This is a genomic window from Arthrobacter sp. KN11-1C, from assembly GCF_052180225.1.
Lineage (GTDB): Bacteria > Actinomycetota > Actinomycetes > Actinomycetales > Micrococcaceae > Arthrobacter.
The window spans coordinates 3,781,017-3,804,956 of record NZ_CP197467.1 but is presented as its reverse complement, the minus strand read 5'-3'; the positions used below and the strand labels follow the sequence as shown (position 1 = coordinate 3,804,956).

General features: G+C 64.4%; 17 protein-coding genes. 12 read left to right on the top strand and 5 right to left on the bottom strand.

Translation table 11 applies throughout. The features are described from left to right. Positions 1-51 precede the first annotated feature (51 nt). Positions 52-1,053: a helix-turn-helix transcriptional regulator gene (locus ACSBOX_RS17750; protein WP_442543643.1), complete on the top strand. Its 1,002-nt coding sequence runs from the start codon at positions 52-54 to the stop codon at positions 1,051-1,053. A 671-nt stretch (positions 1,054-1,724) separates the two neighbouring features. On the opposite strand, the gene ACSBOX_RS17745 is transcribed toward ACSBOX_RS17750, so the two are convergent. Next, entirely contained in the window at positions 1,725-2,606 is an 882-nt protein-coding gene (locus ACSBOX_RS17745) for an aldose 1-epimerase family protein (protein ID WP_442543642.1), read from the bottom strand. A gap of 395 nt (positions 2,607-3,001) precedes the next feature. On the opposite strand from ACSBOX_RS17745, the gene ACSBOX_RS17740 reads away from it, so the two are divergent. The 5 genes from ACSBOX_RS17740 (at position 3,002) to ACSBOX_RS17720 (ending at position 9,565) form a co-directional block, all read left to right on the top strand. Continuing rightward, positions 3,002-4,396, top strand: a complete 1,395-nt coding sequence (locus tag ACSBOX_RS17740) for an ABC transporter substrate-binding protein (RefSeq protein WP_442543641.1) — start codon at positions 3,002-3,004, stop codon at positions 4,394-4,396. A 108-nt stretch (positions 4,397-4,504) separates the two neighbouring features. Beyond that, positions 4,505-5,461 (top strand): carbohydrate ABC transporter permease, encoded by a 957-nt coding sequence (locus ACSBOX_RS17735; protein ID WP_442543640.1) that lies wholly within the window; start codon positions 4,505-4,507, stop codon positions 5,459-5,461. Next, positions 5,458-6,366 (top strand): carbohydrate ABC transporter permease, encoded by a 909-nt coding sequence (locus ACSBOX_RS17730; RefSeq protein WP_442543639.1) that lies wholly within the window; start codon positions 5,458-5,460, stop codon positions 6,364-6,366. Before ACSBOX_RS17735 ends, ACSBOX_RS17730 begins: the two co-directional genes overlap by 4 nt. 54 nt (positions 6,367-6,420) lie before the next feature. Then, the gene (locus tag ACSBOX_RS17725) at positions 6,421-8,478 is read left to right on the top strand and encodes a glycoside hydrolase family 2 protein (protein ID WP_442543638.1); all 2,058 of its coding nucleotides are present in this window, start codon (positions 6,421-6,423) and stop codon (positions 8,476-8,478) included. A gap of 67 nt (positions 8,479-8,545) precedes the next feature. Then, complete coding sequence (locus ACSBOX_RS17720) at positions 8,546-9,565, top strand: LacI family DNA-binding transcriptional regulator (RefSeq protein ID WP_442543637.1); 1,020 nt, start codon at positions 8,546-8,548, stop codon at positions 9,563-9,565. A gap of 243 nt (positions 9,566-9,808) precedes the next feature. Here the strand turns inward: ACSBOX_RS17720 and ACSBOX_RS17715 are convergent, their stop codons facing one another. The 3 genes from ACSBOX_RS17715 to ACSBOX_RS17705 form a co-directional block, all read right to left on the bottom strand. After that, complete coding sequence (locus ACSBOX_RS17715) at positions 9,809-10,087, bottom strand: hypothetical protein (RefSeq protein WP_442543636.1); 279 nt, start codon at positions 10,085-10,087, stop codon at positions 9,809-9,811. Positions 10,088-10,192: 105 nt separating this feature from the next. Continuing rightward, positions 10,193-12,274, bottom strand: a complete 2,082-nt coding sequence (locus tag ACSBOX_RS17710) for a ricin-type beta-trefoil lectin domain protein (protein WP_442543635.1) — start codon at positions 12,272-12,274, stop codon at positions 10,193-10,195. A gap of 479 nt (positions 12,275-12,753) precedes the next feature. Then, complete coding sequence (locus tag ACSBOX_RS17705; RefSeq protein WP_442546060.1) at positions 12,754-14,556, bottom strand: glycoside hydrolase family 2 protein; 1,803 nt, start codon at positions 14,554-14,556, stop codon at positions 12,754-12,756. Positions 14,557-15,138: 582 nt separating this feature from the next. Here ACSBOX_RS17705 and ACSBOX_RS17700 point away from each other — a divergent pair. The 6 genes from ACSBOX_RS17700 (at position 15,139) to ACSBOX_RS17675 (ending at position 21,884) form a co-directional block, all read left to right on the top strand. Next, positions 15,139-15,282: a hypothetical protein gene (locus tag ACSBOX_RS17700; protein WP_442543634.1), complete on the top strand. Its 144-nt coding sequence runs from the start codon at positions 15,139-15,141 to the stop codon at positions 15,280-15,282. Positions 15,283-15,334: 52 nt separating this feature from the next. Then, on the top strand, positions 15,335-15,793 hold the full coding sequence (locus tag ACSBOX_RS17695; protein WP_442543633.1) for a MarR family winged helix-turn-helix transcriptional regulator: 459 nt from the start codon (positions 15,335-15,337) through the stop codon (positions 15,791-15,793). Beyond that, positions 15,790-17,082, top strand: coding sequence for an MFS transporter (locus ACSBOX_RS17690; protein WP_442543632.1), 1,293 nt, complete (start codon positions 15,790-15,792; stop codon positions 17,080-17,082). The genes ACSBOX_RS17695 and ACSBOX_RS17690 overlap by 4 nt, the downstream gene beginning before the upstream one ends. Before the next feature lie 85 nt (positions 17,083-17,167). Next, positions 17,168-18,220: a 3-oxoacyl-ACP synthase III gene (locus ACSBOX_RS17685; protein ID WP_442543631.1), complete on the top strand. Its 1,053-nt coding sequence runs from the start codon at positions 17,168-17,170 to the stop codon at positions 18,218-18,220. Then, positions 18,214-20,910, top strand: a complete 2,697-nt coding sequence (locus ACSBOX_RS17680; protein WP_442543630.1) for an alpha/beta fold hydrolase — start codon at positions 18,214-18,216, stop codon at positions 20,908-20,910. The genes ACSBOX_RS17685 and ACSBOX_RS17680 overlap by 7 nt, the downstream gene beginning before the upstream one ends. Beyond that, complete coding sequence (locus ACSBOX_RS17675) at positions 20,907-21,884, top strand: NAD-dependent epimerase/dehydratase family protein (RefSeq protein WP_442543629.1); 978 nt, start codon at positions 20,907-20,909, stop codon at positions 21,882-21,884. The genes ACSBOX_RS17680 and ACSBOX_RS17675 overlap by 4 nt, the downstream gene beginning before the upstream one ends. On the opposite strand, the gene ACSBOX_RS17670 is transcribed toward ACSBOX_RS17675, so the two are convergent. Then, complete coding sequence (locus tag ACSBOX_RS17670; protein WP_442543628.1) at positions 21,881-23,935, bottom strand: phosphocholine-specific phospholipase C; 2,055 nt, start codon at positions 23,933-23,935, stop codon at positions 21,881-21,883. The genes ACSBOX_RS17675 and ACSBOX_RS17670 overlap by 4 nt on opposite strands. Between the last annotated feature and the right edge of the window lie 5 nt (positions 23,936-23,940).

Genomic DNA, 23,940 nt, shown 5'->3' with positions numbered 1-23,940 from the left:
ACTGGTTATACCGGGCGAAAACTGCCCGGTATTTTGGCGATAATGGGTCTCATGGCCGACACAACCGCGCGAGCGCTGCAGTTGCTCGAGTTGCTGCAGTCCTCGCAGCTGCGCACTGTTGCCGAGTTGGCGGAACGCCTCGGCGTCGACGAGCGGACGGTTCGCAGGGATGTGGCGCGACTGTACGATCTGGGAGTGCCCGTCGAGACGCTGCGAGGGCGCTACGGCGGTTATCGGCTCGCACCCGGCCAGCGGGTCCTCCCGATCATGTTCAGCAATGAGGAAGTGGTTGCGGTTTTCCTTGGGCTTGTGCGTGGGAAGGCGGCATCACACGAAGCCGGGATTGCCGCGCAGACTGCCCTGTCCAAGATCAAACGAGCGTTGCCGATCTCTGACGCGAAGCGGATCGACGTCCTGCTCGGGGTGATGACGCGTACGTCCCAGCAGGGGGGAATCGCCCCTGACCCTGCCGTGATGCTGACCTTGGCGGAGGCCGTGAACCTTCGACACGTCCTCGATCTGCGCTATCTTAGCGGCGACGGCGTCTCGTCGCGGCGGACGGTCCACCCCTATGGCCTGGTCGCGCACTCAGACCGGTGGTATCTCGTCGCGTTGGACGTGGACAAGCAGGAAGAGCGTACGTTCCGGGTAGACCGGATTCGAACGGCTCGGGCGATACCCGGAACCTTCGCCCCGCCGCAGCAACCCGATGTGGAAGGTCGCCTCCTGGACCTGTTCGCCGATGCGGATTATCGATGGCAGGTCGTGCTGCGAATTCGAGGGACCGAGGACCACATCCGGGCACATCTGCCACCCAGTGTGGCTCGACTCGAAAGGCTGGACCGTGCGGCAGGCCAAGTTCGAGCCGACGCCCTGCCCTGGCATCGGGCAGAGATCCACGCTGAGAGCCTCGACTGGCTACCGTCGGTGATTGCGGCTCTCGACTGCCAGGTGCTGATCGATCGCCCCGACGAACTCCGAAACCGGGTGAGGGCTGCCGCGACGAGGATGCTTCACGCGGCCGGTGACGATAAACGATCAACCCGGGGATGAGCCACAGCTCGGCTTAGCGCCACGGCCGGAGATCATCCTGCCTGCCGGTGGCAGTAACCGCCATACGATTGCTTCGCGCGTTGGCCGTAATCACCACCGGGTTCCAAAAGGGTCCGAATGGGCCGATCCAATCCTCTTCAACACACCTTCCAGGGTCCTGCCGACCGTGGTAGGACCGAGCGGCACCCCCGGGAACTGCGAAACGGGGTCAGGTGCGGAATTGCACAACGGGACCAGCAAATCAGGGCCAACCGGGGAAGCTCGGCTTGGGCGCAGTTGGCTCGACAGGAGGATCTGGCTGCCTGATCACGAGAGACTCACGTCTCCGCGGCAGGTTCGCCGTCGTCCAAACGTCGAACCCCATAGCAGCGCCGATGTATTCCCGTTGAAATGCCCCTTCTTGAGCGATCCACAGACCGGACGCGTCGGGCATGGCGTTATCAACCTGCCCTTTCCGATACAACGTGCCGTTGAGCCAGACCTGGACGATTTCACCGACAAGAGACTGCCACTGGTCCGTGCGGTGCAACCTGGAGCGGTGGTGCACTAGGAATCCAGGTGTCACTGTCTTCCTTTCTGAACGTCATTCACTTTCGATGTGGATCTCGTACGAGCTATCGGACGGAAGGTGTGGAAGGACGGCGTCGAGCCTGACCCGGCGGACCTATCGGTCACCTGGCGAATATGGTCCACCATGTTGAATGCCTCGTTCCGGGGGCCAAGATGATCAGGTCGGTCCCGGAGTTGAAGGCGTCCGGCGGGCAAGTCATGGGTTCCACTGCGAGGCCAAGGCGGTTGGCGGACGGAGCGGGCTTGTCTGCCGTGTGGATTTGCAACCAAGGGCAGGATGCGTCCCAGCGCATGCCGACGGAGGATCCGGAGGGGTCAGTAAGCATCAGCCGGGACTCTCCCGTGCCGTCAAGGGCGAGGTGAGTGAACGCGTGGTCGATCTCCGTGGCGCCGATGGATCTTGGTGTGCGGAAGTCAAAGACATGACCATCCACCGGCTGAAGCGCCACAGGCAGCAGTCGGTCGGGGGTGACGTTCAGGAATGATCCGGCGTCCACGTGCAGCGTCCAGTCGTCCAGGGGTGCCGGCCCGGCCACCAGATAAGGGTGCGGGCACACGCCGTAGGGTGCGGCGGCCATTCCGGTGTTGGTGGCAGTGACCGTGCAGTGCAGCCCGTCGGCGTCAAGGCGATACTCCGCCGCCACTGCCAGCGACGACGGGTAACCATTCGCTGCATCGACCCGGCAGCGCAGGGTGAGGCTCTCGGCGTCATGCGTTTCCATTTCCCATAGCCGGTCGAAGACCAGCCCGTGGAGGGCGTTGTCACGGCCAGGCTCGTTCAACGGGAGGTGCTGCACAACGCCCTTCCAGCGATAGGCGCCGTCGGCAACCCGGTTAGGCCAGGGCGCAGCGATGATACCCCGGTAGTCTGGGATGGGCAGAGCCGGGTCAAACGGCACCACCAGATCGCGGCCGCGATGCCTGAGCTGGGCGATGGCCGCCCCACGGGCCGTGATCCCGGCTGTATAGTCCCCGGAAGTCATCAGGAATTCCTCCCCGTTCACACCGTTCTCGGCCAGCCTGCCAGCATCTAGTACGCCTGGTTCCACCAGATCTCCTTACTTGGGGTAGCGCAGCTTACGGAGGCCACCAGTCGGTTCCGCACCAGTCACCGCTTACCCGATTTCCGGACCGGTTCAGGTAGTCGCGGTTGTTTGGCAGGGATGTGCCTTCGCGGAAGGATATCCGGGCCTCACAAGATCGCAGCGCCGTCGAACTCGTCGCCTTCGCCGCGATGTCGTGGGTCATACACTAACGAAGCAGCGAATGCTTTGCAACGATGCAAAATAGTGTTATGTTTTCACCCTTGCAAGATTCTTCGACGGAACCGTCGAATTCTGATTCCATCTCGATCAAAGAAGATAGACAGGACGGATTGATGGCAATGCATATCTCAAACAGCGAGGATGCCCGAGTGCGTCCGCGCCGGCGGCGCACCAGCGGGCTTGCGGCCGTCGGCGTCGCAGCCGTAATCGGCGTGGCGCTCACGGCTTGCGGCACCGGCGCGTTGACGCCCAGCGCAAACGCATCGGGCGAGCCTGCCGTCCCAGGCTGCTCCTCCGGTGCGACCGTGCTGAACTTCTGGGGTTGGTCTGCCGGATACAACCTGGCGGTAGACGAGTTCAACAAGACCCACCCAAGCATCTGCGTGAAACTCGAAAACGCAGGCGCAACGACCGCGGAATACGTCAAGCTCAACGACGCGCTCAAGGCAGGCAGCGGCGCGCCAGACATCGCCACCATCGAATACTTCGAACTGCCGTCCTTCGAGGTCACGAAGAGTCTCGTCGACCTGTCGCAGTACGGCGTCGACTCGGCCAAGTCGAATGAGGCACCTGTCGCCTGGTCGCAAACTACCCAGGGCAGCTCGATCTACGCCATGCCAGTCGACCTCGGCCCTCTGGCCCTGTTCTACAACGCGAAGGAGTTTTCCAGCGCGGGGGTCAAGGTTCCGACGACGTGGGATGAGTTCGCGACGGATGCCGCAACAATCCACTCGAAGAACCCCGCGAACCAGATCACCAACTTCGACCCCGAAAGCACCCAGGACGTGCTCGCGCTGATGCAGGAATACAATGCCTTCCCGTTCACCTACACGGGCGGCGACAGTATTGGCATCCACTTCACCGGCGCCTCGGAAACGGCATTCGCCAATTACTGGCAGTCACTCATCAGCAAGAAGCAGGTCACGACGGTGGCCGACTTCTCGCCGGCGCAATGGGCCAACCTGGACAGTGGCGCTAACGCTGCTCGCCTCAGTCCCGCGTGGGGCCCGGTCGGCATGCAGCTGAGCATCAAGAAGACCATCGGCGACTGGGTCACTGCCCCGATGCCGCAGGCCACCGCGGGCGACAACCTCGCGGGCAACTGGGGCGGTTCGGCCCTCTCCGTCGTCAAGGGTACCGCCCACGCCGCGGAGGCCGCAGAGTTCGTGAAATGGTTCAGTTCATCGGCCGACTCTTGGAAGACGCTGAGCGGGCCGGTCGCCGGGGCGTTCCCGGGCTACGTCCCGCTGCTCAACGACCCGGCATTCCAAGCGCGAACCCTGGATATCACCGGCACCACGACACCTAACAGCGTGTTCGCTCAGGCAGCCCAGCACATGGTCAGCCCGCAGTGGCCTCCGATCATGACTGCCGCGCTCACGCAATGGACGTCGACGTTCGCCGGAGTCGCGAACGGCACTGAAACACTGCCACAGGCGTTTGCGACGTACCAGAAACAACTGGTGAGCTATGCCCAGGCGCAAGGCTTCACGGTAACGACCGACTGATAGTTACCCCATGACAGCAATCAGGGTGTCCTCGGCATCGCGTGACCCGAGGACACCCGGCCCCAGTGACGACGATCGTCGCTGATACAGAAAGGATGCGTGCCAGACATGACCGATCAACTCGTTCAACCGGTGCCGCGGATCGCCCGCCGCTTGGTGCCCCCACCGCATACTGGAGACCGAAGGGGAGCCTCGAAGGTGCGGCAGTGGCCGGGAGCAGTCTTCATAGCCCCACACATGCTCATGTTGGGCCTGTTCATGTTGGTGCCGACCGTTTACGCGATCTACACGAGCCTTTTCACCTCGCGCTTGGTGGGAGGCACGACATTCTCGGGCTTGGCGAATTACGGCACCGTGCTGCAATCGTCGGAATTCTGGGATGGTCTCGGGCGCGTCCTGCTCTTCGGTGTGATCCAAGTTCCGGTCACGATCGCGATCGCCTTCTTCTTCGCCGCCATCTTCGACGCCGGCGTCGTGCGGTTCAGCCGGATCTTCCGTACAGTCTTCTTCGTTCCGTTTGCTGTGCCGGGGGTCGTCGCGTCCGTGATGTGGTCATTCCTGTTGCTGCCCGACTTCGGGCCCTATACCCAACTGGCTCAAAGCATCGGCCTAGGCAAGGTCAATTTCTTCTCAAACCAACTCATGCTGCCCACGCTCATTCTCATTGTGATCTGGGAATGGACCGGCTATAACATGACCATCCTCTTCACAGCGCTTAAATCGATCCCGCGAGAAATCACTGAAGCAGCCGTCATGGAGGGTGCCTCCCTCTGGCGCATCATCTTGCGCATCAAGCTCCCCATGGTGATGCCCTCGGTGGTGATGCTGGCCTTCCTCAACACCGTCGGCGCGCTGCAACTGTTTACGGAACCATCGATTCTCGCAGCCTTCCAGCCTCAGGCAATATCGTTCGGCTACACCCCGTCGCTCTACGTGTACAACACCGCGGTCGGCAGCGGCGAGTACAACCTTGGCGCTGCTGCCGCGGTCCTGCTCGCCCTGATCATCGGCCTGATCTCTGTCGGCGGATTCCTTTTGCGGCGCCGAAACGGAGAGTTCAAATGAGCCGGCGGAGCAAGACGGCCGCGGTCGACCAGATGCCTGCGCGTCTCTATGGGCTGCGCAACGGCTCGACGGTGATCCTCACGATCATCTGCTTGCTGTTTGGCGCTTTCGTGCTCGCGCCACTCCTATGGCTCTTAATCAACGCCACCAAGAACCAGGCGAATGTCTACGGCAGCTTCGGGTTCTGGTTCGCTGGCCCCTTCCGTCTGTTCCAGAACCTCGCGTCGCTCGGCCAGGACATCAGCGGCGCAGGCATCTTCGCAAGCTGGCTCGGCAATACGCTGCTCTATGCGATCGTCGGTGCCGTCGGCGCGACCATCCTCTCGGCACTTGCCGGTTACGGTTTCTCCCGTTTCCAGTTCCGCGGGGCGAACGCGTTGTTCTTCCTGGTCATGGCCACACTGCTCGTACCGATCACTTCGCTCGCGCTGCCGCTCTTCCTCGTCTACGCGAAAGTCGGGCTCGTCAACTCAATCTGGGGAATGATCCTGCCGAGCATGGTCTCGGTCGTCGGCATCTACCTGATGCGAACCTACATCGACGCATCCGTGCCGAAAGAACTCATCGAGGCCGCCAGGATCGACGGCGCCAGCGAGCTGCGCATCTTCATCAGGATCGCGCTGCCGCTGAGTGTCCCAGCGCTCATGACCGTCCTTCTTCTGACGGTCGTGGCCGTATGGAACAACTATTTCCTGCCACTTATCATCTTCAGCAAGAACAGCCTGTACCCGCTCACCGTCGGGCTCTCATCGCTCTCCGCCGCGGCCGAGACCGGAACGAAAGCCGATCTCGTACCCATTCTCATCGCCGGCGGCCTCGTCACCGTACTGCCGCTTATCGTGCTGTTCCTACTTCTTGAGCGCTACTTCCGGGCCGGTGCCCTGCAGGGCAGCCTCACCGGCTGAGCCGCAGCGCGACCACTCTCGCTCGAACACCCGACCTACCTACTGGAGGCCCCTGTGACATCAGTCCGCCCCGAATACCCTCGTCCCCATTTCGACCGCTCGCACTCATGGTTGAGCCTCAACGGGCAATGGGACTTCCACCGCGACCCCGAAGGCACCGCGACCGCCGACTCCCTCGGGGGCGACCCCGCCTGGAAAGAACAGATCCTCGTCCCCTACGCCTGGGAGACGGAGGCGTCTGAAGTCGGGGCTAACTGGCTCGCGTACGGCTGGTACCGGCGCAATCTGACAGTGCCGGCCGGCTGGGCCGGACAGCGCACCATCATCCACTTCGGCGCTGTGCACCATGCGGCTACCGTCTGGGTAAACGGCACCCAGGTTGGCGAGCACGAAGGCGGATACACGCCGTTCGAACTCGACATCACGGATGCGCTGCATGGACGCTCCGGCACTATTCTCGTACGCGTCTCCGCGCCCATCGACAAACGATATATCGTTCACGGCAAGCAGCGCAGCATCCCCCGCGACGACTACGACAACTGCTCGTTCACGCCGAGCAGTGGCATCTGGCAGTCGGTATGGCTCGAGGCAAGGCCGGCAACATACATCACCGGCGTGCGACTGAATCCGGTGGCATCCCTGGACGCGATCGAGGCCAGAGTCGACCTAGCCGGCCCCCACGTAGCGGGCTCACGGCTGCGCATCACGATCGAAGGCGAGCCGAGCGTCGAGATCGACGCCGCAGCTGCATCCTTGACCGTGACCCTGCCGATCGCCTTGCCGAAGCTGTGGAGCCCGCAGCAGCCGCACTTGTACAACGTCACCGTTGAGGCCGAGTCTGCCGATGGCACGGACACTGTGATCGGATACACGGGCCTGCGCACGATCGAGGTGCAGGGGGAGAGCCTTGTCCTCAACGGCGAGAGACTGTACGTGCGCGGCGTCCTCGACCAGGGATACTGGCCCCGCTCGGGCATCACCGCCCTCGCCGACGAGGACTTCGTGATCGACATCGGTAAGGCCCGCGAGGCCGGCTTCACCGTGATCCGCAAACACCTCAAGCTCGAAGACCCGCGGTTCCTCTACCACGCCGACAGGCTCGGGATGCTCGTCTGGGCCGAACCGGCTAGCACCGGTCGATTCTCGGCTGAAGCAGCCGAACGCTTCGAAGCCCAGATCGAACCCATGATCCGCCGAGATGCGAACCACCCGAGCATCGTGATCTGGGGCCTGTACAACGAGGAGTGGGGCCTGGACTGGGACGTTGAAAACGACCCGGCGAAACAGGAAGCGGTGCGGCAGGCGTTCCAACTACTGAAGTCGCTGGACACCACCCGGCCGGCCGTCGACAACTCGGGCTGGTCGCACGTGTCGACCGACATCGTCGACTGGCACATCTACGACGAGACGCCTGCCGGATGGAGCGCCAAGGTCCAGAAACTACTAGCGGCGGGGAACAACATCTTCCCCGTGGGGATCGGGATCGGCGTCGTCGTCGACAAACAGCTGATGGCCCTGGACCCGCACGACGGCGACGGCAAGCCCAACCTCAACAGCGAATTCGGCGGCGGCTTCACCAGCGTCGAGCGCGGCTGGAACCTGCGCTGGCAGACCCTCGAGCTACGCCGCCATGAGCGACTGTCCGGTTATGTCTGGACCGAGCTCTACGACGTCGAGCACGAAATGGCCGGCCTCTACGACGCCGATCGCAAACTCAAAGACACTGGAGGCAGCGTGCCCGCCGACACGAACGCCGACACGGTGCTCATCCCCGAGATCACCCCCGTGGCGCCCGGACAAGATGTCCTCGCATCACCCGACGGAACAGTCACCTTCGACGTACGCGTCTCCCACCACGGCACCAGCCCCGTGACCGGAGACCTGGTCACGGCCTGGGGAGCACCTCTTGGCGAAGCGGATCCGGACCGCCTGCGGGAGCTTGCAATCTCGGGTGACTCTGTCAGCGCAGGGACCGCGCACCCCTACCACTCTGGCGACCCAGTGCGAGTGTCGGCGACCCTTCCACCAGGGCGATCCGCCGCGCGTCTTCACGTTGCGCTCGTCGCAGGGGGCGACCTCGTTGCAGTCACCGCCGTGGATGTCGTACGCTAGATTTTGCATCGTTGAAATTTGGGGTTGCGAGATTGTTCAGTAGCGATAAGCATACGGAGGTAGTCGAATGGCCGTCCGCCTGCGCGATGTAGCCGAGCGAGCCGGCGTTTCGATCCGAACCGTCTCGAACGTCGTCAACGGTTATGCCTCCGTCTCGGAGCAGAAACGCATCCGGGTCGAGGCTGCTGTCGCCGAACTCGGTTACCGACCGAACGTGATGGCCCGAAACCTGAAAAATGGGCGCAGCGGCCTCATCGCGCTCGTGGTCCCCGAGCTGGACGTCCCGTACTTCGCCGAACTCGCCCGGGTGGTCGTCACGACCGCCCGGGACTACGGCTACACGGTCGTCGTGGACCAGACCGACGGTGAACCGACTCGTGAGCGCGAGCTCATCATGCGCGACGGCAGCGCAGCCATGTTCGACGGCGTGATCCTAAGTCCGCTCGCACTATCCCAGTCCGACCTCGCCCAGCGTGACGCGACCAGCCCGCTCGTGCTCCTCGGCGAGCGGATCCTCGGGGGCGGCTACGACCACGTCGCGATCGACAACGTGGCCGCCGCGCAGCTAGCGACATCCCACCTGATCGACATCGGGCGCACAAGAATCGCCGCGATCGGCGACCAACCGTACGAGACGGGCGAGACGGCCCAGCTGCGTACCCGCGGATACCGGCTCGCGCACGAGGCCGCAGGGCGCGACGTCGACCCCTCACTCATCATCCCGACACGCCAGTTCCACTTCGACGATGGCATGGACGCGATGAAATTGTTACTGAAACATCCGGACGGACCTCCGGACGCCGTATTTTGCTACAACGACCTGGTCGCGATCGGAGCCATCCGCGCCCTGCTCACCGCCGGACTCCGCGTACCCGAAGATGTCGCGGTGGTCGGCTTTGACGACATCGTGGCCGGCCGGTTCAACACCCCCTCGCTCACCAGCATCGCGCCGGACAAACACGCGATCGCCCGCCTCGCCGTCGGACGCGTGGTCGGCAGATTGGGCGACCAGTCGGGCGACGCACCGGTCGAGCTGTGGGCCGACCACGAACTGATCGTGCGCGAGAGCACGATTGGACGAGCCTAGAGTGTTCCTAAAGTGGTCAGCAAGATGCTGACTGCTCGGAGATCGGCTCCGCCGCGTTAAGTGGGGCCGAGTTTGTCGGGCGCGTACATGGCCTTCCCGGATCCGCCGATTGATTTCAGCTGGTCGATCGAGATGCCGGTAGATGATGCCTCCAAGACGGCGATCGTCGCCGAACTGGTGGTTCGGCGGTGGTTGGCTGGGGGCGGCCGTTGTGGTGGTCGATCTACTCCGTCGGCGTATGGATCAGTCCCGGCTCGGGGTCGTGCTGGCGGCATCACTGGAACGGGTTTGGGCCCGAAAGCCGGGGTCCCTTTTTTCCAGGGTTCGCCCGTAGGGGACTTCGGGGCTCATGGCCACGGTGTAGGTGCCGGGTCCGTGCTGGGTCACCAGGATGCCATGCGCGCGTTCCTGGATCGCATGGGTTTTTACCATGTCGACCGCAGCACCAAGGTCGGCCTGGATGATGGCGGGGGTGTCTCCGGTGATGTGGAAGTGCCGGCCTTCGGCGACGGTAGTGATCATGTGACGTTTCCTGTCGTTGTGTGATCGCGGGGTGGTGCGTCTTGGTTCGGCCGCGCGACGCCGCGGTGGCACGACGCACTGCGCCGTGCCACCGCGCTTGTCACGCTATGCCGCGATGTTCCACTTCTGCGACCAGAGCCCGTTGCAGTCGTAGATCTGCAGCGTCGTTCCGATCGTCGTGTTCCCGGACGGATCATCCAGGCAACGACCGGACTGCGGGTTGAGCAGCGATCCGTTCGCCTGCGGAATCCACTGTTGACCCCCGGCTCCGTCGCAGCCCCACAGCTGGACCTGGGTGAAGTTCGCTGTGCCGTTTCCATCGATGTCGAGGCACTTGCCGAAGGCACGAAGCGTGCCATCCGGGCTAACGGACCATTGCTGGCCCTGCGCCCCGTTGCACGTCCACAGCTGCACCGTGTTGCCGTTGACATTCGTGTTGTGGTTCACATCCACACACTCACTGGTGGTGCCAGGACCGAAGATCGCACTGGTCGGAGCCCCGGCGAGTGTCCACTGCTGTGTCGACAGTCCGTTGCAGTCGTAGATCTGCAGTGTCGTTCCGTTGGTCGTCACCCCGGCAGGGTCATCCAGGCAGCGTCCCGATTGCGGGTTGAGCAGCGATCCGTTCGCCTGCGGAATCCACTGTTGACCTCCGGCTCCGTCGCAGCCCCACAGCTCGACCTGGGTGGAATTCACTGTACCGTTGCCGTCGATGTCGAGGCACTTGCTGAACGCGCGGATCGTACCGTCCGCATTCACTGACCACTGCTGGCCGGGAACCCCGCCGCAGGTCCACAGCTGGGCGGTGTTGCCGTTGACGTCGGTGTTGTGGTTGACGTCGATGCATTTGCCGGTTGTCCCGGGGCCTGTGATCGCGCCGGTCGGCCCGGAAATGACATCCGATCCGAAGGACACCGCGCACTTGCCGTTGCTGATGGACGTGCCGGCCATATACAGGATGGTGTTGCCGTCGACCGAGGGCAGGATGGGCGAGCTGTAGCCGGGGCAGCTGGTCTCGCCGGCGTCATAGCCGCCTGTCGGGTTCACGATGGCCGGCGCCCTCATTTCGGTCCACGATCCGACCCCGAGGTTCGTGTTGGTCAAGAGCGCTTGCCCTGACTCGGCCATCACCGAGATCGAGCCGTCCGCTCCCGTCACCACCCGCTGCCCAGATACGATGAGCGTGCCGTTCACTCCGCCAGCTGGAGACCAGGCGAGCTGGGGCGTGTGCAGGAAATGGCGGCCATCGCTCGTCTGAACGAGCGTGCCCAGCCCCGAGGTTGGAGACCAGTTGTCGCCGTCGGTCGAGGTCTTGAAGTACACCGAACATGCCGCATCGGGGTCGTACCCGTTCTTGCAGTCTTCATACGTCATCCCATAAGTACCGTTCGGGAGCTTCACCACGTCGGTCATCCCCGGACGGGCGATACCGTCCTGCACCGCGACGTCGTAGACCTCGCTGCCCCAGGTGGCCCCGCCGTCCGTTGACGTGACGTGGGCGAGTACCTGGTTATAGCCGCTCGAGGACGGGCGCTCATCCGAGAAGTAGCAATTGAGATTGCCGCTGCTGTCGGTGTTGAAATCGGGCTCCCAGATGCCGTGGCCTTCCGTGTTGGCTTGGCCGGACTCCGAGGTGCACGAGCTGCGATAGGACCAGGTGGCCCCGTGATCGGTGCTCACGAATACTTCGATCGCCTGTTGCGTGAAGTCGTTGCGGACCCAGGCCGTGCCCGACGCGATCAGCGTGCCCGCAGCCAGGTTTCCCTCGGCCTGGGGTAGTTCGTACAGGGCCGGACCATCGAGACCCCAGCCATGGACCGTGTCCGTTACCGTGCCGATCGGGCTCGACGACCAGGTGGCGCCCCCATCCGTCGAGCGGTAGATCGGGAAGTTTGCCGGGGTCGTGCCGACCCCCGAATGCGAGAACGTCGCGAGTAGGGTTCCGTTCGAGGTGCCGCTGTTGGCAAGCCGGATGATTCGGGGGTAGCTTGCGTCTTCGTTAGGATTCGTCGTGGTGTTTGGAGCGTAGAGCGTGCCCGACGTCGTCGCGGCCGCGGGAGCCGCGCTGAGCATGACGGATCCCGCCATTCCTGCGAACCCGAGGGCGAGTGCCGATATGAGGGCTGTGAGTCTCTTTCGACCTCGCCATCGCGACAGCCGTGCGTAACCAGTTGTGTTGTCCGCCATCTGTTCGTCCCTTCAGGTTTGTTGCAACGTTGAAAAATCGAGGTTCAAAACTGTATTGCAACGTTGCAGGATTTTCATCCGTCAATCTATTCCCGTTCCGCCTCGGGCGCAATCGTTTTTTGCCGTAAGTCTTTCTGGATGGTCTTTTCATACCCTGCGCAGACCAGAGCCGTCAGGAAAACTCGGGGCCGGGCCGTCGTACCGGCGGTGAGTTCCCTCAGAGGTTCAGCGGCACTTCTGTCCTTCAGGTCTTTGCCCCGAGTCAAACCATGAGCGTCTGGAGTTGGCGGAAGATCCCTCGGGCGCTGAAGCGCTTGAGGAAGCGGCGGATCGCCAGTGGGATCCTGCCTTCTGTGATGCGTCGCTCGCGCGGATAGCTACGTCCAGGCGATGACCCGCGGGGTGGCCGCCACCCGGCCCGAGAGTGTCTTCGGGGACCCCCTTGAGCCGGCACCTGGTGTTTTGCTGCAGGGTCGGCGCTAGATTGACGCCTCGTCCGGTTCCGCGACACTGGCGCCGACCAGCTCGATGGCCGCTGGACGGGTCTGGCTGGAGCGGATCCGGGCTATGTCCAGTTTGGTGCTGCGATCAAAATTGAAGAGGCCGTTCTTTTCCTGGAAGACATCTGTCAACTGGGTGTAGCAGTAGCCGAACATATTGGGGTTATCCAGGAGGACATCGCAAAGGCCTTGGAATCGGAGGTAGATTTCTTCCTCGTTTCGGACGCGTTCGCCATATCCCCATGAGGTTTCCCGGTCCGTGCCGGCCGCGTCGTCCTCCATCGCCTGGTGTGCTTCCTCGGCGTTCCACCAGATACCTCCGAATTCCGAGACGAAGTACGGCTGCCCGCGATAGGGGACGGAATATTCCTGACCGAATTGGCTTCGGTTCACGAACGGGATTCCCTCTGCCAGGCCGGCCTGTTCGATGTGGAGCTTCCTGGGATCTTGTTCGTAGGAGTGGGAATCATAAATGTCGGTGAGCCGGACGCGGTGGGCATAGCCCGACGCGTCGATGACCGGTCGTGTCGGGTCGGCCAGCTTCGTGGCGAGGAACATCGCCTGGGTGACGTCGTCCAGAACGGTGATGCGGTCGTGCAGTACCTGGTGAGTTTCATTCAGCGGGCACCAGCCGATAATCGATGGGTGGTTGAAATCCCTTTCCAGGGCCTCTAGCCACTGCGCGACGAAGCTGGAGGTTGGCTTTTGGTTGTGCCCCACGGTTCCGCCCCCGGAAACACCCCAGTCGCCAAACTCACCCCAGACCAGATAACCCAGGCGATCGGCGTGGTACAGAAAGCGCTCCTCAAAGACCTTTTCGTGAAGGCGGGCACCGTTAAATCCGGCCGACATTGACAGCTCAATGTCTTTGACCAATGCGTCGTCGTCCGGAGAAGTCATCAGCGAATCCGGCCAGTAGCCCTGATCAAGGACCAAACGCTGGAAGACCGCCTTGCCGTTGAGACGCACGACTTTCTCGTCAAGGGCCACCGAACGTACAGCCGTGTAGCTGCGGACATGATCGACGAGGACGCCATCCCGGTCCAGAACCGAGACTTCCAGGTCGTAAAGGTAGGGGTCGTCAATGGACCAGGGCCGCAGCGCCTCCACCGGTATCTCGAGGCGTACCGATGGTGTGAGGTCCAGGTCAGCGCGCGTCTGCGCAGTAATGCCGAAGTTTCCGGTTCCTGTGAGTACGGCGTTCACCGTGTATCCCGCACGGTTCTGGCTTATGGGAATCTCGATCGTGACGCTCGAATCGGCAAGGCTCGGTGTCATCCGCAAACGCCTGATGTGAACTTCGGGCACGGCCTCCATCCACACCGTTTGCCAGATCCCGGTCGTGCGGGTGTAGAGGCATTCCGTGTTGTTGTACCAGGTGGCCTGCTTGCCTCGTGCCTGCATTTCGTTGCGCGAATCCCTCGCCCTGACAACAATCGTCGCTTCCGTTCCGGGCTCAGCGATTCCGTGCAGGTCAGCGCTGAAAGGTGTGAAGCCGCCCCGGTGTCGGGCCACTTCGACGTCGTTGACCCAGACGGTCGTGTCGTGGTCGACGGCGCCGAAGTGCAGGAAGGGACGGTGACCTGTCCAGTCCTCGGGGATGATTACGGTTCGGCGATACCAGACTGCCTCCATGAAGTCGACGGTTTCGATCCCGGAGAGCTTGGATTCGGGCGCGAACGGTACGAGGATCTCGTCGGAAAGTTCGCGGATACGGAGTCCGCGCTCGAGGCCGGAATCACCGGCGTCGATCTCAAAGCCCCAATACCCGTTAAGGTTCATCCACCTGTCGCGGACAAACTGGGGACGGGGATGCTCGGGTTTGGGAATGATGTGGGTCGCGGTGTGCTGATCTGTCACAGTCTGGTCCTTCAAGTGTTGAAACGGGAACGCTTGGGATGTCAAGACCCGCGATTCGTTCAAAGCGTGCGGGCTTCGCTGCGGTTTGGCCCCTGGATGGGAGCATCGTCAACAAAGGCGCGCCCGAGTATGTGACCGGCGCGTTCGAGCCGGATCTGAACATGTGCCGGGCCGCTGGGAGCCGGAACGCGGAGGTTCGTGCCGTCGCTCAGGGGCACGGCTCAGCGATGACCCGCGACTTGTGCACCGGGCACCCTCGCCGGTCACCGGCCGCCGGAACGCGCCCAGCCGGTGTGTCGTGATGACACCAAACTGCAGAACAGCCAGCCGGCTGGGTGATTCAGATTTCATGACCTTCCTTCGTGCAGGACGCCCAAGTTCGGCCTGGGGGCGAATCTCACCGTTTTCTATCGTTGCAAAAGCATAACCATCAATTTGCAACGTTGCAATAGCCTCGATGTTGAGCATTGAATGAGGAGGCAACCATGGCCGTAGCCACCCTTCGTGACGTGGCCGAACGGGCCCAACAACCAGACAGCGACCTACAGCTACGACGCCAACGATCGGCTGACCCAGATCCGCTTCGGCACCTGGGGCGCCCAAAACAGGGCCCTGACCAAGACCGTCGAGGGGCTAGAATATAGTTAGCACTGCTAATTAGCGTCGCTAACCTTGGCTGGCGGCCACCCCTGGAGGTACCATGACTGATTCCAAAAAAGACTCCCGGCACCCGACGGATGACATCCAGCCGGACGTGCTCGCGATCGATCTGCGGACTGCCGTGATGCGCACCTCCAGGAGGCTCCGGACCGAGGCCAGCGGCGATGTCCTCACGCCCGGCCAGTACACCGTCCTGGCGCATCTTCGGAACGGATCCCAGACCCTTCGGCAACTGGCCGAGCGGGAGCATGTGCAGGCGCCATCCATGACCCGGATCGTGAATTCGCTGACCGACAAGGGATTCGCATCGCGGTCAGCGGATCCCGTGGACGGCCGCCAGGTCCAGGTGGGGATTACTCCGGCCGGTGAGGAAGTCCTGGACGAGGCCCGGAGCCAGCGGACGGCATGGTTGGCTCAGCGGGTTGCCGGACTCAGCGAAGAAGAGCGCCTGACGCTCAGCCGCGCGGCGCACATCCTGCAGGAGTTGAGCGCACGATGAGCGCCATGTTCCGGGCTTTGGAAAACCGCAACTACCGGTTGTGGGCCTCCGGAGCCATGGTGTCCAACATCGGCACGTGGATGCAGCGGGTCGCGCAGGATTGGCTGGTGCTGACGGTCCTGACCAACCATTCCGGTACAGCCGTGGGTATTACCACGGGGCTGCAGTTCCTTCCGATGTTGTTGCTTGGTCCCTACGGGGGCGTGCTTGCAGACCGATACCGCAAACTGAGGATCTTGCGGTGGACGCAGTCGGCCATGGGCCTTTGTGGATTGCTGGTCGGGCTTCTGGTCCTGACCGGCTCGGCGCAATTGTGGCAACTGTATGTGGCCGCCTTGTGCCTGGGAGTGGCCAGCGCCATTGACGGTCCGGCCCGGCAGGCGTTCGTTTCCGAACTCGTGGGGCAGGAGCATGTTGCAAATGCCGTGGCGCTGAACTCTGCGTCTTTCAATACTGCCCGGCTCACCGGACCGGCCATCGCCGGGGTGCTGATCGCCTCGATCGGCACGGGACCGGTCTTCCTGCTCAACGCGGCCAGTTTCGCCGCCGTCCTCGTGTCTTTGTGGCGCATTCAGCCTTCCGCGCTGTTCCCCTCGGCACCGGCAGGTAACGGAAAGCATCCGGTGGTGGAGGGCCTTGGCTACGTGAGCCGACGCCCGGACTTGGTGCTCATCCTCGTCATGGTCGGGATCCTCGGGGCCTTCGGCATGAATTTTCCCGTGACCAATGCGCTCATGTCCACCACGGAGTTCGGGATGGGGCCGGGGGAGTTCGGCCTTCTGGGTTCGATCATGGCGGTAGGGACCTTGGCAGGGGCGCTCATGGCGGCCCGGAGGTCCGGCCCGCGGATGCGTTTCTTGCTGCTCGGGGCCATCACCATGGGCATCTTCACCCTCATCGGGAGCATCTCCCCGTCGTTCTGGCTCTACGCGGCGTCCCTGATTCCGGTCGGTATCGGATCCATGACCTTCCTGAACAGCTGCAACACGAGTATCCAACTCTCGGCGGAACCCCAATTCCGGGGGCGCGTGCTGGCGCTGTACATGGCCGTCATGCAGGGCGGGACCGCCGTGGGGGCCCCGCTCATGGGGTGGATCGGCACTGAATTCGGTCCGCGCTGGGCGGTGGCAGTCTCAGGCACCGTTGTGCTGTTGACCGCCTTCTGCTCGGTGATCGTGGTCAGCCGGAACAATGGCCTGACCTTCCGGAGCCAAGTCCGGACCGTCTTCGTGCGAAAGGTCCACCGGGATCGGAACATTCACGACGTCGAAACCAAGGAAGCTGCGTAATTCCACACAAAATACGCGAGATTGGCGGTTGGACGGGCATAGTTAAGCTCTTGGGCTTGCACTTATGGGTACAGTCACCGCATGAATGCAGCACGGAAACGAACAGGGGCTTGACTTGGCAGGGAATGCAACCTTCAGGCACAGTAACACCGCGCTCCTCTCGGTGAGCTGTATCGAGGCTCCGAGGATCGTGAGTTCCACGGATTTCGACCGCAGGTTGGCTTCAACGCTGCAGCGGCTGAAGTTCCCGCCGCGGCTGCTTGAGCGCGTGGCCGGCATCACGCACCGCCGCTGGTGGGCCGCCGGCACATCATTCGATGACGCCGCGGTCGAAGCGGGCGCGAAGGCCCTGGCCGAGGCCGGCGTCGAAGCGTCCGAAATCGGCCTGCTGATCAATACCTCGGTCACGAGGCGAAATCTCGAACCGTCCGTGGCGGTGAAGATCCACCACGAACTCGGCCTGCCGTCGTCGGCCATGAACTTCGACCTGGCCAACGCCTGCCTCGGATTCGTGAACGCCTTGATCCTGGCGGCCAACATGATCGACTCCGGGCAGATCAAGTACGCCGTCATCGTCAATGGCGAGGACGCCCAAGTGACCCAGGAAGCCACGCTGGCACGGCTTCAGCGGCCTGAGACCACGCGTGAAGACTTCGGCCGGGAGTTCGCTACCCTCACGCTCGGTTCTGGCGCTGCCGCAGCAGTCTTGGGCCCAGCGGACGAGCACCCCGGGGCGCATCGGCTTATCGGCGGCGTGATGCGTGCCGGCACGGAACACCACGAATTGTGTGTGGGGGGCATCGACGGCATGACCACCGACACGAAAGGCCTGCTCGACGGCGGCCTCCAGCTGGTCGTCGACGCCTGGCAGGAAGCCCAGCCGGAGTGGGACTGGGCCGCCATGGACCGCTACGTCACGCATCAAGTCAGCAATGCCTACACCCAAGCGATCATCAACGCCATTGACCTGGACGCGGACAAGGTACCGATCACGTTCCCGCACTGGGGCAACGTAGGGCCGGCCTCGCTCCCGATGACGCTGGCAGCCGAGGCGCAGTCGCTGAGCTCCGGAGACCGTGTGTTGTGCATGGGTGTTGGTTCCGGGCTGAACGCGGGAATGGTGGAAATCGTTTGGTAGCCACCCTCTGGCCCGGGGTCGATCCGGAATGGTCCCGGACAATCAGCGTCCCGTCCACATCCGCCGTCGATGCGCCAGGCACCGTGCGCCGCTGGCACGTGTTGGATAACGGCGCTCAGCTCTCCCGCCGCGGCCTGGCTCCCGTCGGCACCCTGTTGTGCGTGCACGGCAACCCCACGTGGTCCTATCTGTGGCGGACCCTGCTGGCCGCCGGATCGGACGCGGCCCATCCTTGGCGCGTCGTGGCGGTGGACCAGCTGGACATGGGTTACTCCGAGCGCAGCGGCACCTTCCGGCGCCTGGCAGACCGGATCAACGACCTGGGCGACCTCACGGACGCACTGGATCTGGACGGCCCGGTGGTGACGGTGGGTCACGACTGGGGCGGCGTCATCAGCCTGGGCTGGGCATTAGCCCACCCGCGGCAGGTCACCGGCGTGGTGCTGACTAACACCGCCGTGCATCACCCCTCCGATTCGGCAATCCCGCCAGCCCTCCGGCTTGCCTTGCACCCGCTCGTTCACCGGTGGGGCACGACGACGTCGGACGCCTTTCTGCGGGTGACACACTCGCTGGCGAACCCGCCGCTGCCCGCTGACGTTCGGGACGCCTACATGGCCCCCTATCGCGGAGCCTCCCGCCGGGCCGGGGTAGGGAACTTTGTGGCGGATATTCCCGCGGATGCTTCCCATCCGAGCTTCCCTGCGCTCACACGCGTCGCGGAAGGGTTGCGCAGGCTGAAGGTCCCGGCCCTGATGCTCTGGGGTCCCCGGGATCCCATCTTTTCCGACCGGTACCTCAAGGACCTCATCAGCCGGCTTCCGCACGCCGAGGTGCACCGATTCGAAGGCGCGGGACACCTCGTGGCCGAAGACCGGGACATCGCCACGCCTGTCTTCCAATGGCTCGTCGAGCACGGGGGTGTGAGTGCGCGCGAGCCTGCGACAGTCGAAGAAACAACGAGCGGCGGTCAGCGGCCGAACGACGCAGCCAGGCCGTCGCCGTCGGGATTCCGACCCCTCGGGGATCTGCTCGGTGGGCTCGCGACAGGGCCGGCGAAGGGAGATATCGCCGTCGCGGAAATGGCGCGGGACGGCAGCGTCAGCCGTTCGCTCAGCTGGCAGCAGCTGGACCGGAACATCCTTGACCTTGCGTCGGGGTTGCGGGAAGCCGGGGTGGGGAACGGCAGCCGGGTGAGCCTGATGGTTCCGCCCGGAGTGGACCTGACCGTAGCCCTCTACGCGTGCTTGCGGATCGGCGCGGTGGTGGTCGTGGCCGACGCAGGATTGGGGACCAGGGGCCTGGGCCGGGCGCTGAAGGGCGCCAGTGCCGATTTCCTCATCGGAATCGACAAGGCGCTGGCGGCCGCCTCGGTGCTCGGTTGGCCGGGACGGCGGATCAGCGTCCGGGACCTTCCGGCTGCCCGCCGCCGAATCCTGGGTGTCGAAACATCTCTTGCCGCCCTGGCCGGGCTCGGTGCCAGGCATGGTTCAGGGCGGCCCATGCACGTTGTGGACCCGGATGTGCCGGCTGCAGTGCTCTTCACCTCCGGCTCCACCGGTCCGGCGAAAGGCGTGCTCTATACGCACCGGCAGCTGGCCGCGATGCGGGATACGCTGGCCGAAACCTTCGGGATCCGTCCCGGTGCCCGGCTCGTGGCGGGTTTCGCCCCGTTCGCTTTGCTGGGGCCGGCGCTCGGAGCCGTTTCGGTGACGCCAGACATGGACGTTACTGCGCCCCGCACTTTGACGGCCCGCGCGCTGGCGGATGCAGCGGCGGCCATCGAGGCAACCGTCGTCTTCGCCTCTCCAGCTGCGCTGCGCAACGTCCTCGCCACCCGGGATGGCGTGGGTGCGGCAGGGCATCAAGCCCTGGAAGCTGTCGGGTTGCTTCTCTCGGCCGGCGCGCCCGTTCCGGAACCGCTCCTGGCGCAGGTGCAGCGGCTGCTGCCCAGGGCTTCGCTGCATACCCCGTACGGGATGACCGAGGCGCTGCCTGTCACCGACATCAGCCTCGAACAAATCCAGGCCGCCGACGCCGAAACCGCCGCCGGCACTGTGGCGGGAGCAGGAAACGGCGTGTGCGTGGGGAAGCCCGTGCATGGCGCCCGAGTGGCCGTCGTCCCACTCGCCGCGGACGGCACCGCACCTGGATCCGATGCCGTGACGAAAGCTGGCGTGACCGGGGAAATCCTGGTCAGCGCCGCCCACGTCAAGGAAGCCTATGACAGGCTGTGGTTGACCCAACGTGAGAGCATCAGCCTGCCCGGATGGCACCGCACCGGCGACGTGGGCCACTTCGACGACGCCGGCCGGCTCTGGGTGGAAGGACGTCTCGCCCACGTCGTGACGGCGCCCGGGGCCGTGGTGACGCCCGTGGGTGCCGAACGGGCCATCGAACGCCTGGACTGCGTCCGGCTGGCCGCCATCACCGGCGTCGGACCGGCAGGAACCCAGGCCGTCGTCGCCGTCGTCGAGACCGTCCCGCCCTCCCGCAAAGCCGGCCTTGCTGCGCCGGCGCTCGCAGGACGTGTCCGCGAGGCGGCCCTCGAGGCCGGCGTCAAGGTCTCCGCTGTGCTCGCGGTGCCCGCGCAGCCCACCGACATCCGACACAACGCCAAGATCGACAGGACCCGGCTGTCCGGCTGGGCTTCACTGGTGCTGGCCGGCGGCCGGCCGGGGGAGCCGTGAGGGTCCTCGTCACCGGTGCGAGCGGGCTGCTCGGACGGGAAGTTGCCCGGCTATTGACCCGCCAAGGCCACGCCGTGGCCACGTTCCAGCGCCGTCCCTCAGGAGTCGACGGCGCGACGGACTTCCGCGGATCCCTGACGGACGGTGCGGCACTCCGAAGAGCAGTCGAGGGCTCGGAGGGAATCGTCCACCTCGCCGCGAAAGTGTCCTTCACGGGCCGTGCAGCGGAGTTCGACGAGGTGAATGTCGAAGGGACCCGCCGTCTGCTCGACTCCGCCCGCGCGGCCGGGGTACGGGACCTGGTGTTCGTCTCCTCCCCGTCCGTGGCCAACTCCGGCACCTCGATCGTCGGACTGGGCGCGGAGCCGGCCGACCCGCAGCATGCGCACGGCAACTACTCCCGCACCAAGGCCGAAGCTGAGTTGCTGGCGCTGGCAGCGGACGCTCCGGACTTCCGGGTCGCAGCCGTGCGCCCCCATATCGTCTGGGGCCCCGGCGATACCCAGCTCGTGGAACGGGTCCTGGACCGCGCCAGCCGCAACCGCCTCCCGCTGCTCGACGCCGGTGCGGCCCTTATCGACACCACCTACGTGGACAACGCCGCCTCGGCCATCGTCGCCGCGCTGCACCGCATGGAACACGTCCATGGCCGATCCGTCGTCGTGAGCAACGGCGAGCCCCGCCCGGTCGGCGAACTGCTCGCAGGCATATGCGCAGCAGGGGGCGTCGCCGTGCCGTCGTGGACCGTGCCGGGTGGGCTGGCGCGGGCGGCGGGAGCTGTGGTGGAAAAGCTCTGGACCTGGACAGGGCGCAAAGAAGAGCCGCCGATGACCAGATTCCTCGCTGAGCAGCTCTCCACCGCCCACTGGTTCGACCAGCGTGAGACCCGGGAACTCCTCGACTGGACGCCCGCAGTCTCCCTTGATGAGGGACTGGCACGGCTGGCCGAGCACTATCGAGGCGCCCGGGGCTAAAGCTGGGGGTCGGACGTGAGCGCCCGGCCGTCGTCGAGCCGTCCTGCCAGGATCCGAACGAGCTTCGGATCCACCGCAGCGGTGATCTTGAGGTCGTACCAGCCGCCCTGAGTCCGCACCACAACAGTCTTGGCCTGCCCCGGGTTGAGCGCGAGCTTCTGCGATCCGGCGCCGTACGCGTCCGCGAGCGTGAGCGCGGCCGCCGCCGGGCCGGCGTTCTCGATCCGGAACTGCGCGTGGCCGGACGCGCCGTCCCTGGTGACCGTCGCCCGGATGTCCGCGGCCGCCGTCGTGCCCGCGAAGCGGCGGTACCAGCCTGCAGGGCCGTGCATCTGCACGTCGTACTCGGCACCAAGCGCCCAGGACCCGTCGAGGGCCGCGCCCGCGCCGATCGTGTACGAGTATGGGCCCGCGGGAAGGAGGTTCGAGCGCACCTGCACATGTGCGCCGAGCGTCCCGGTGTTCGACCAGCGTGCCGAGAGCTTGCCGTCCCCCACCGTGGCCGCGACGTCGAGCGCGTACCCGAGCGGGCGCGAGGGGCGCGTGCCCTTTTCCTGTGCGGGCATGCTGTTCACCGCCGGCGGTGTCGGAACGTAGTCGGGGTGGCGGCTGTGGTCGGCCGGCTTGTACGCGGAGGTGTCCGGCATGGCCGGGACTGCGCCGCCGGCCGCGGAGAAGTCGAAGGCGCTGGTGAGGTCGCCGCAGACCGCGCGGCGCCACGGCGTGATGTTCGGCGACTTCACTCCGAAGCGGGTTTCGAGGAAGCGGATGATCGAGGTGTGGTCAAAGGTCTCGGAGCAGACCCAGCCGCCCATGCTCCAGGGTGAGATGACCATCATCGGCACGCGCAGGCCAAGGCCGAAGTGGCCGGGGACGTCCTTGCCGCCGTAGAAAGTAGGAGTGCCGTCGTACCACTCGCCGGCGGTCGAGACCGTGGACGCGCCCGGGATCGCGGGGGTGTTGGGGTGCGGAGGAACGATGTGGTCGAAGAATCCATCGTTCTCGTCGTACATGTAAAGCACTGCAGTCTTGCTCCAGACGTCCGGGTTGGACGTCAGGATGTCCAGGACGTTCGCCGTGTACCAGGCGCCGAAGTTCGGGGGCCAGTTTGAGTGCTCGGTGTAGGCCTCGGGGGCCACGACGTAGGAGACCTGCGGGAGCTTGCCCGATGTCACGTCCTCGCGGAGGATCCGGAACAGGTCGTCACCAGCCTTCGCGTTCGTTCCCTTGCGGGCCTTCTCGTAGAGCGGGCTTCCGGGCTGCGCATTCTGGTACTGCTTGAAGTACAACAACGAGTTGTCGCCGTAGTTGCCGACGTACGCGTCCTCCGTCCAGCCCCAGGAGCCTGCGGCGTCGAGGCCGTCGCCGACGTCCTGGTAGACCTTCCATGACACTCCGGCCTTCTCGAGCTCCTCGGGGAAAGTGCTCCACCAATAGCCGTTCTCGCCGTTCCACAAGTCGGGTCCGCCGCCTTTACGGTCCGAATCGTCGCCGCCGGTGAACATGAAGTAGCGGTTGGGGTCCGTGGGGCTCAGGGCGGAGCAGTGGTACTGGTCGCAGACCGTGAACGCGTCAGCGAGGGCGAAGTGGAACGGGATGTCCTTGCGTTCGTGGTGGGCCATCGTGGCATCCGACTTGGCGGGGAGCCACTGATCGTACTTGCCGTTGTTGAATGCCTGGTGCGTGAGCGGCCAGGAATGGTCAAGGTCCTCCATGAACTGCATGCCGAGGTTTGGTGCATCCGGGTGGTAAGGAAGGACGTCACGGCTGCCGTTGTTCTGATGCCACACGTCCTTCCCGTCCGGCAGGATGGCCGGATGCGGGTCACCGAACCCGCGCACGCCCTTGAGCGTGCCGAAGTAATGGTCGAAAGAGCGGTTCTCCTGCATGAAGATCACGACGTGCTCAATGTCCTGAATCGATCCGGTCGCCCGGTTGGCGGGGATCTCCGCGGCGCGGGCGAGGCTTTCGCCGAGCATCTGCGAGAGCGCGGTACTCGCCGCGCCGGCCCCTGATAGTTGAAGAAAACGTCGACGGTTCAGACCTGACATGAGCT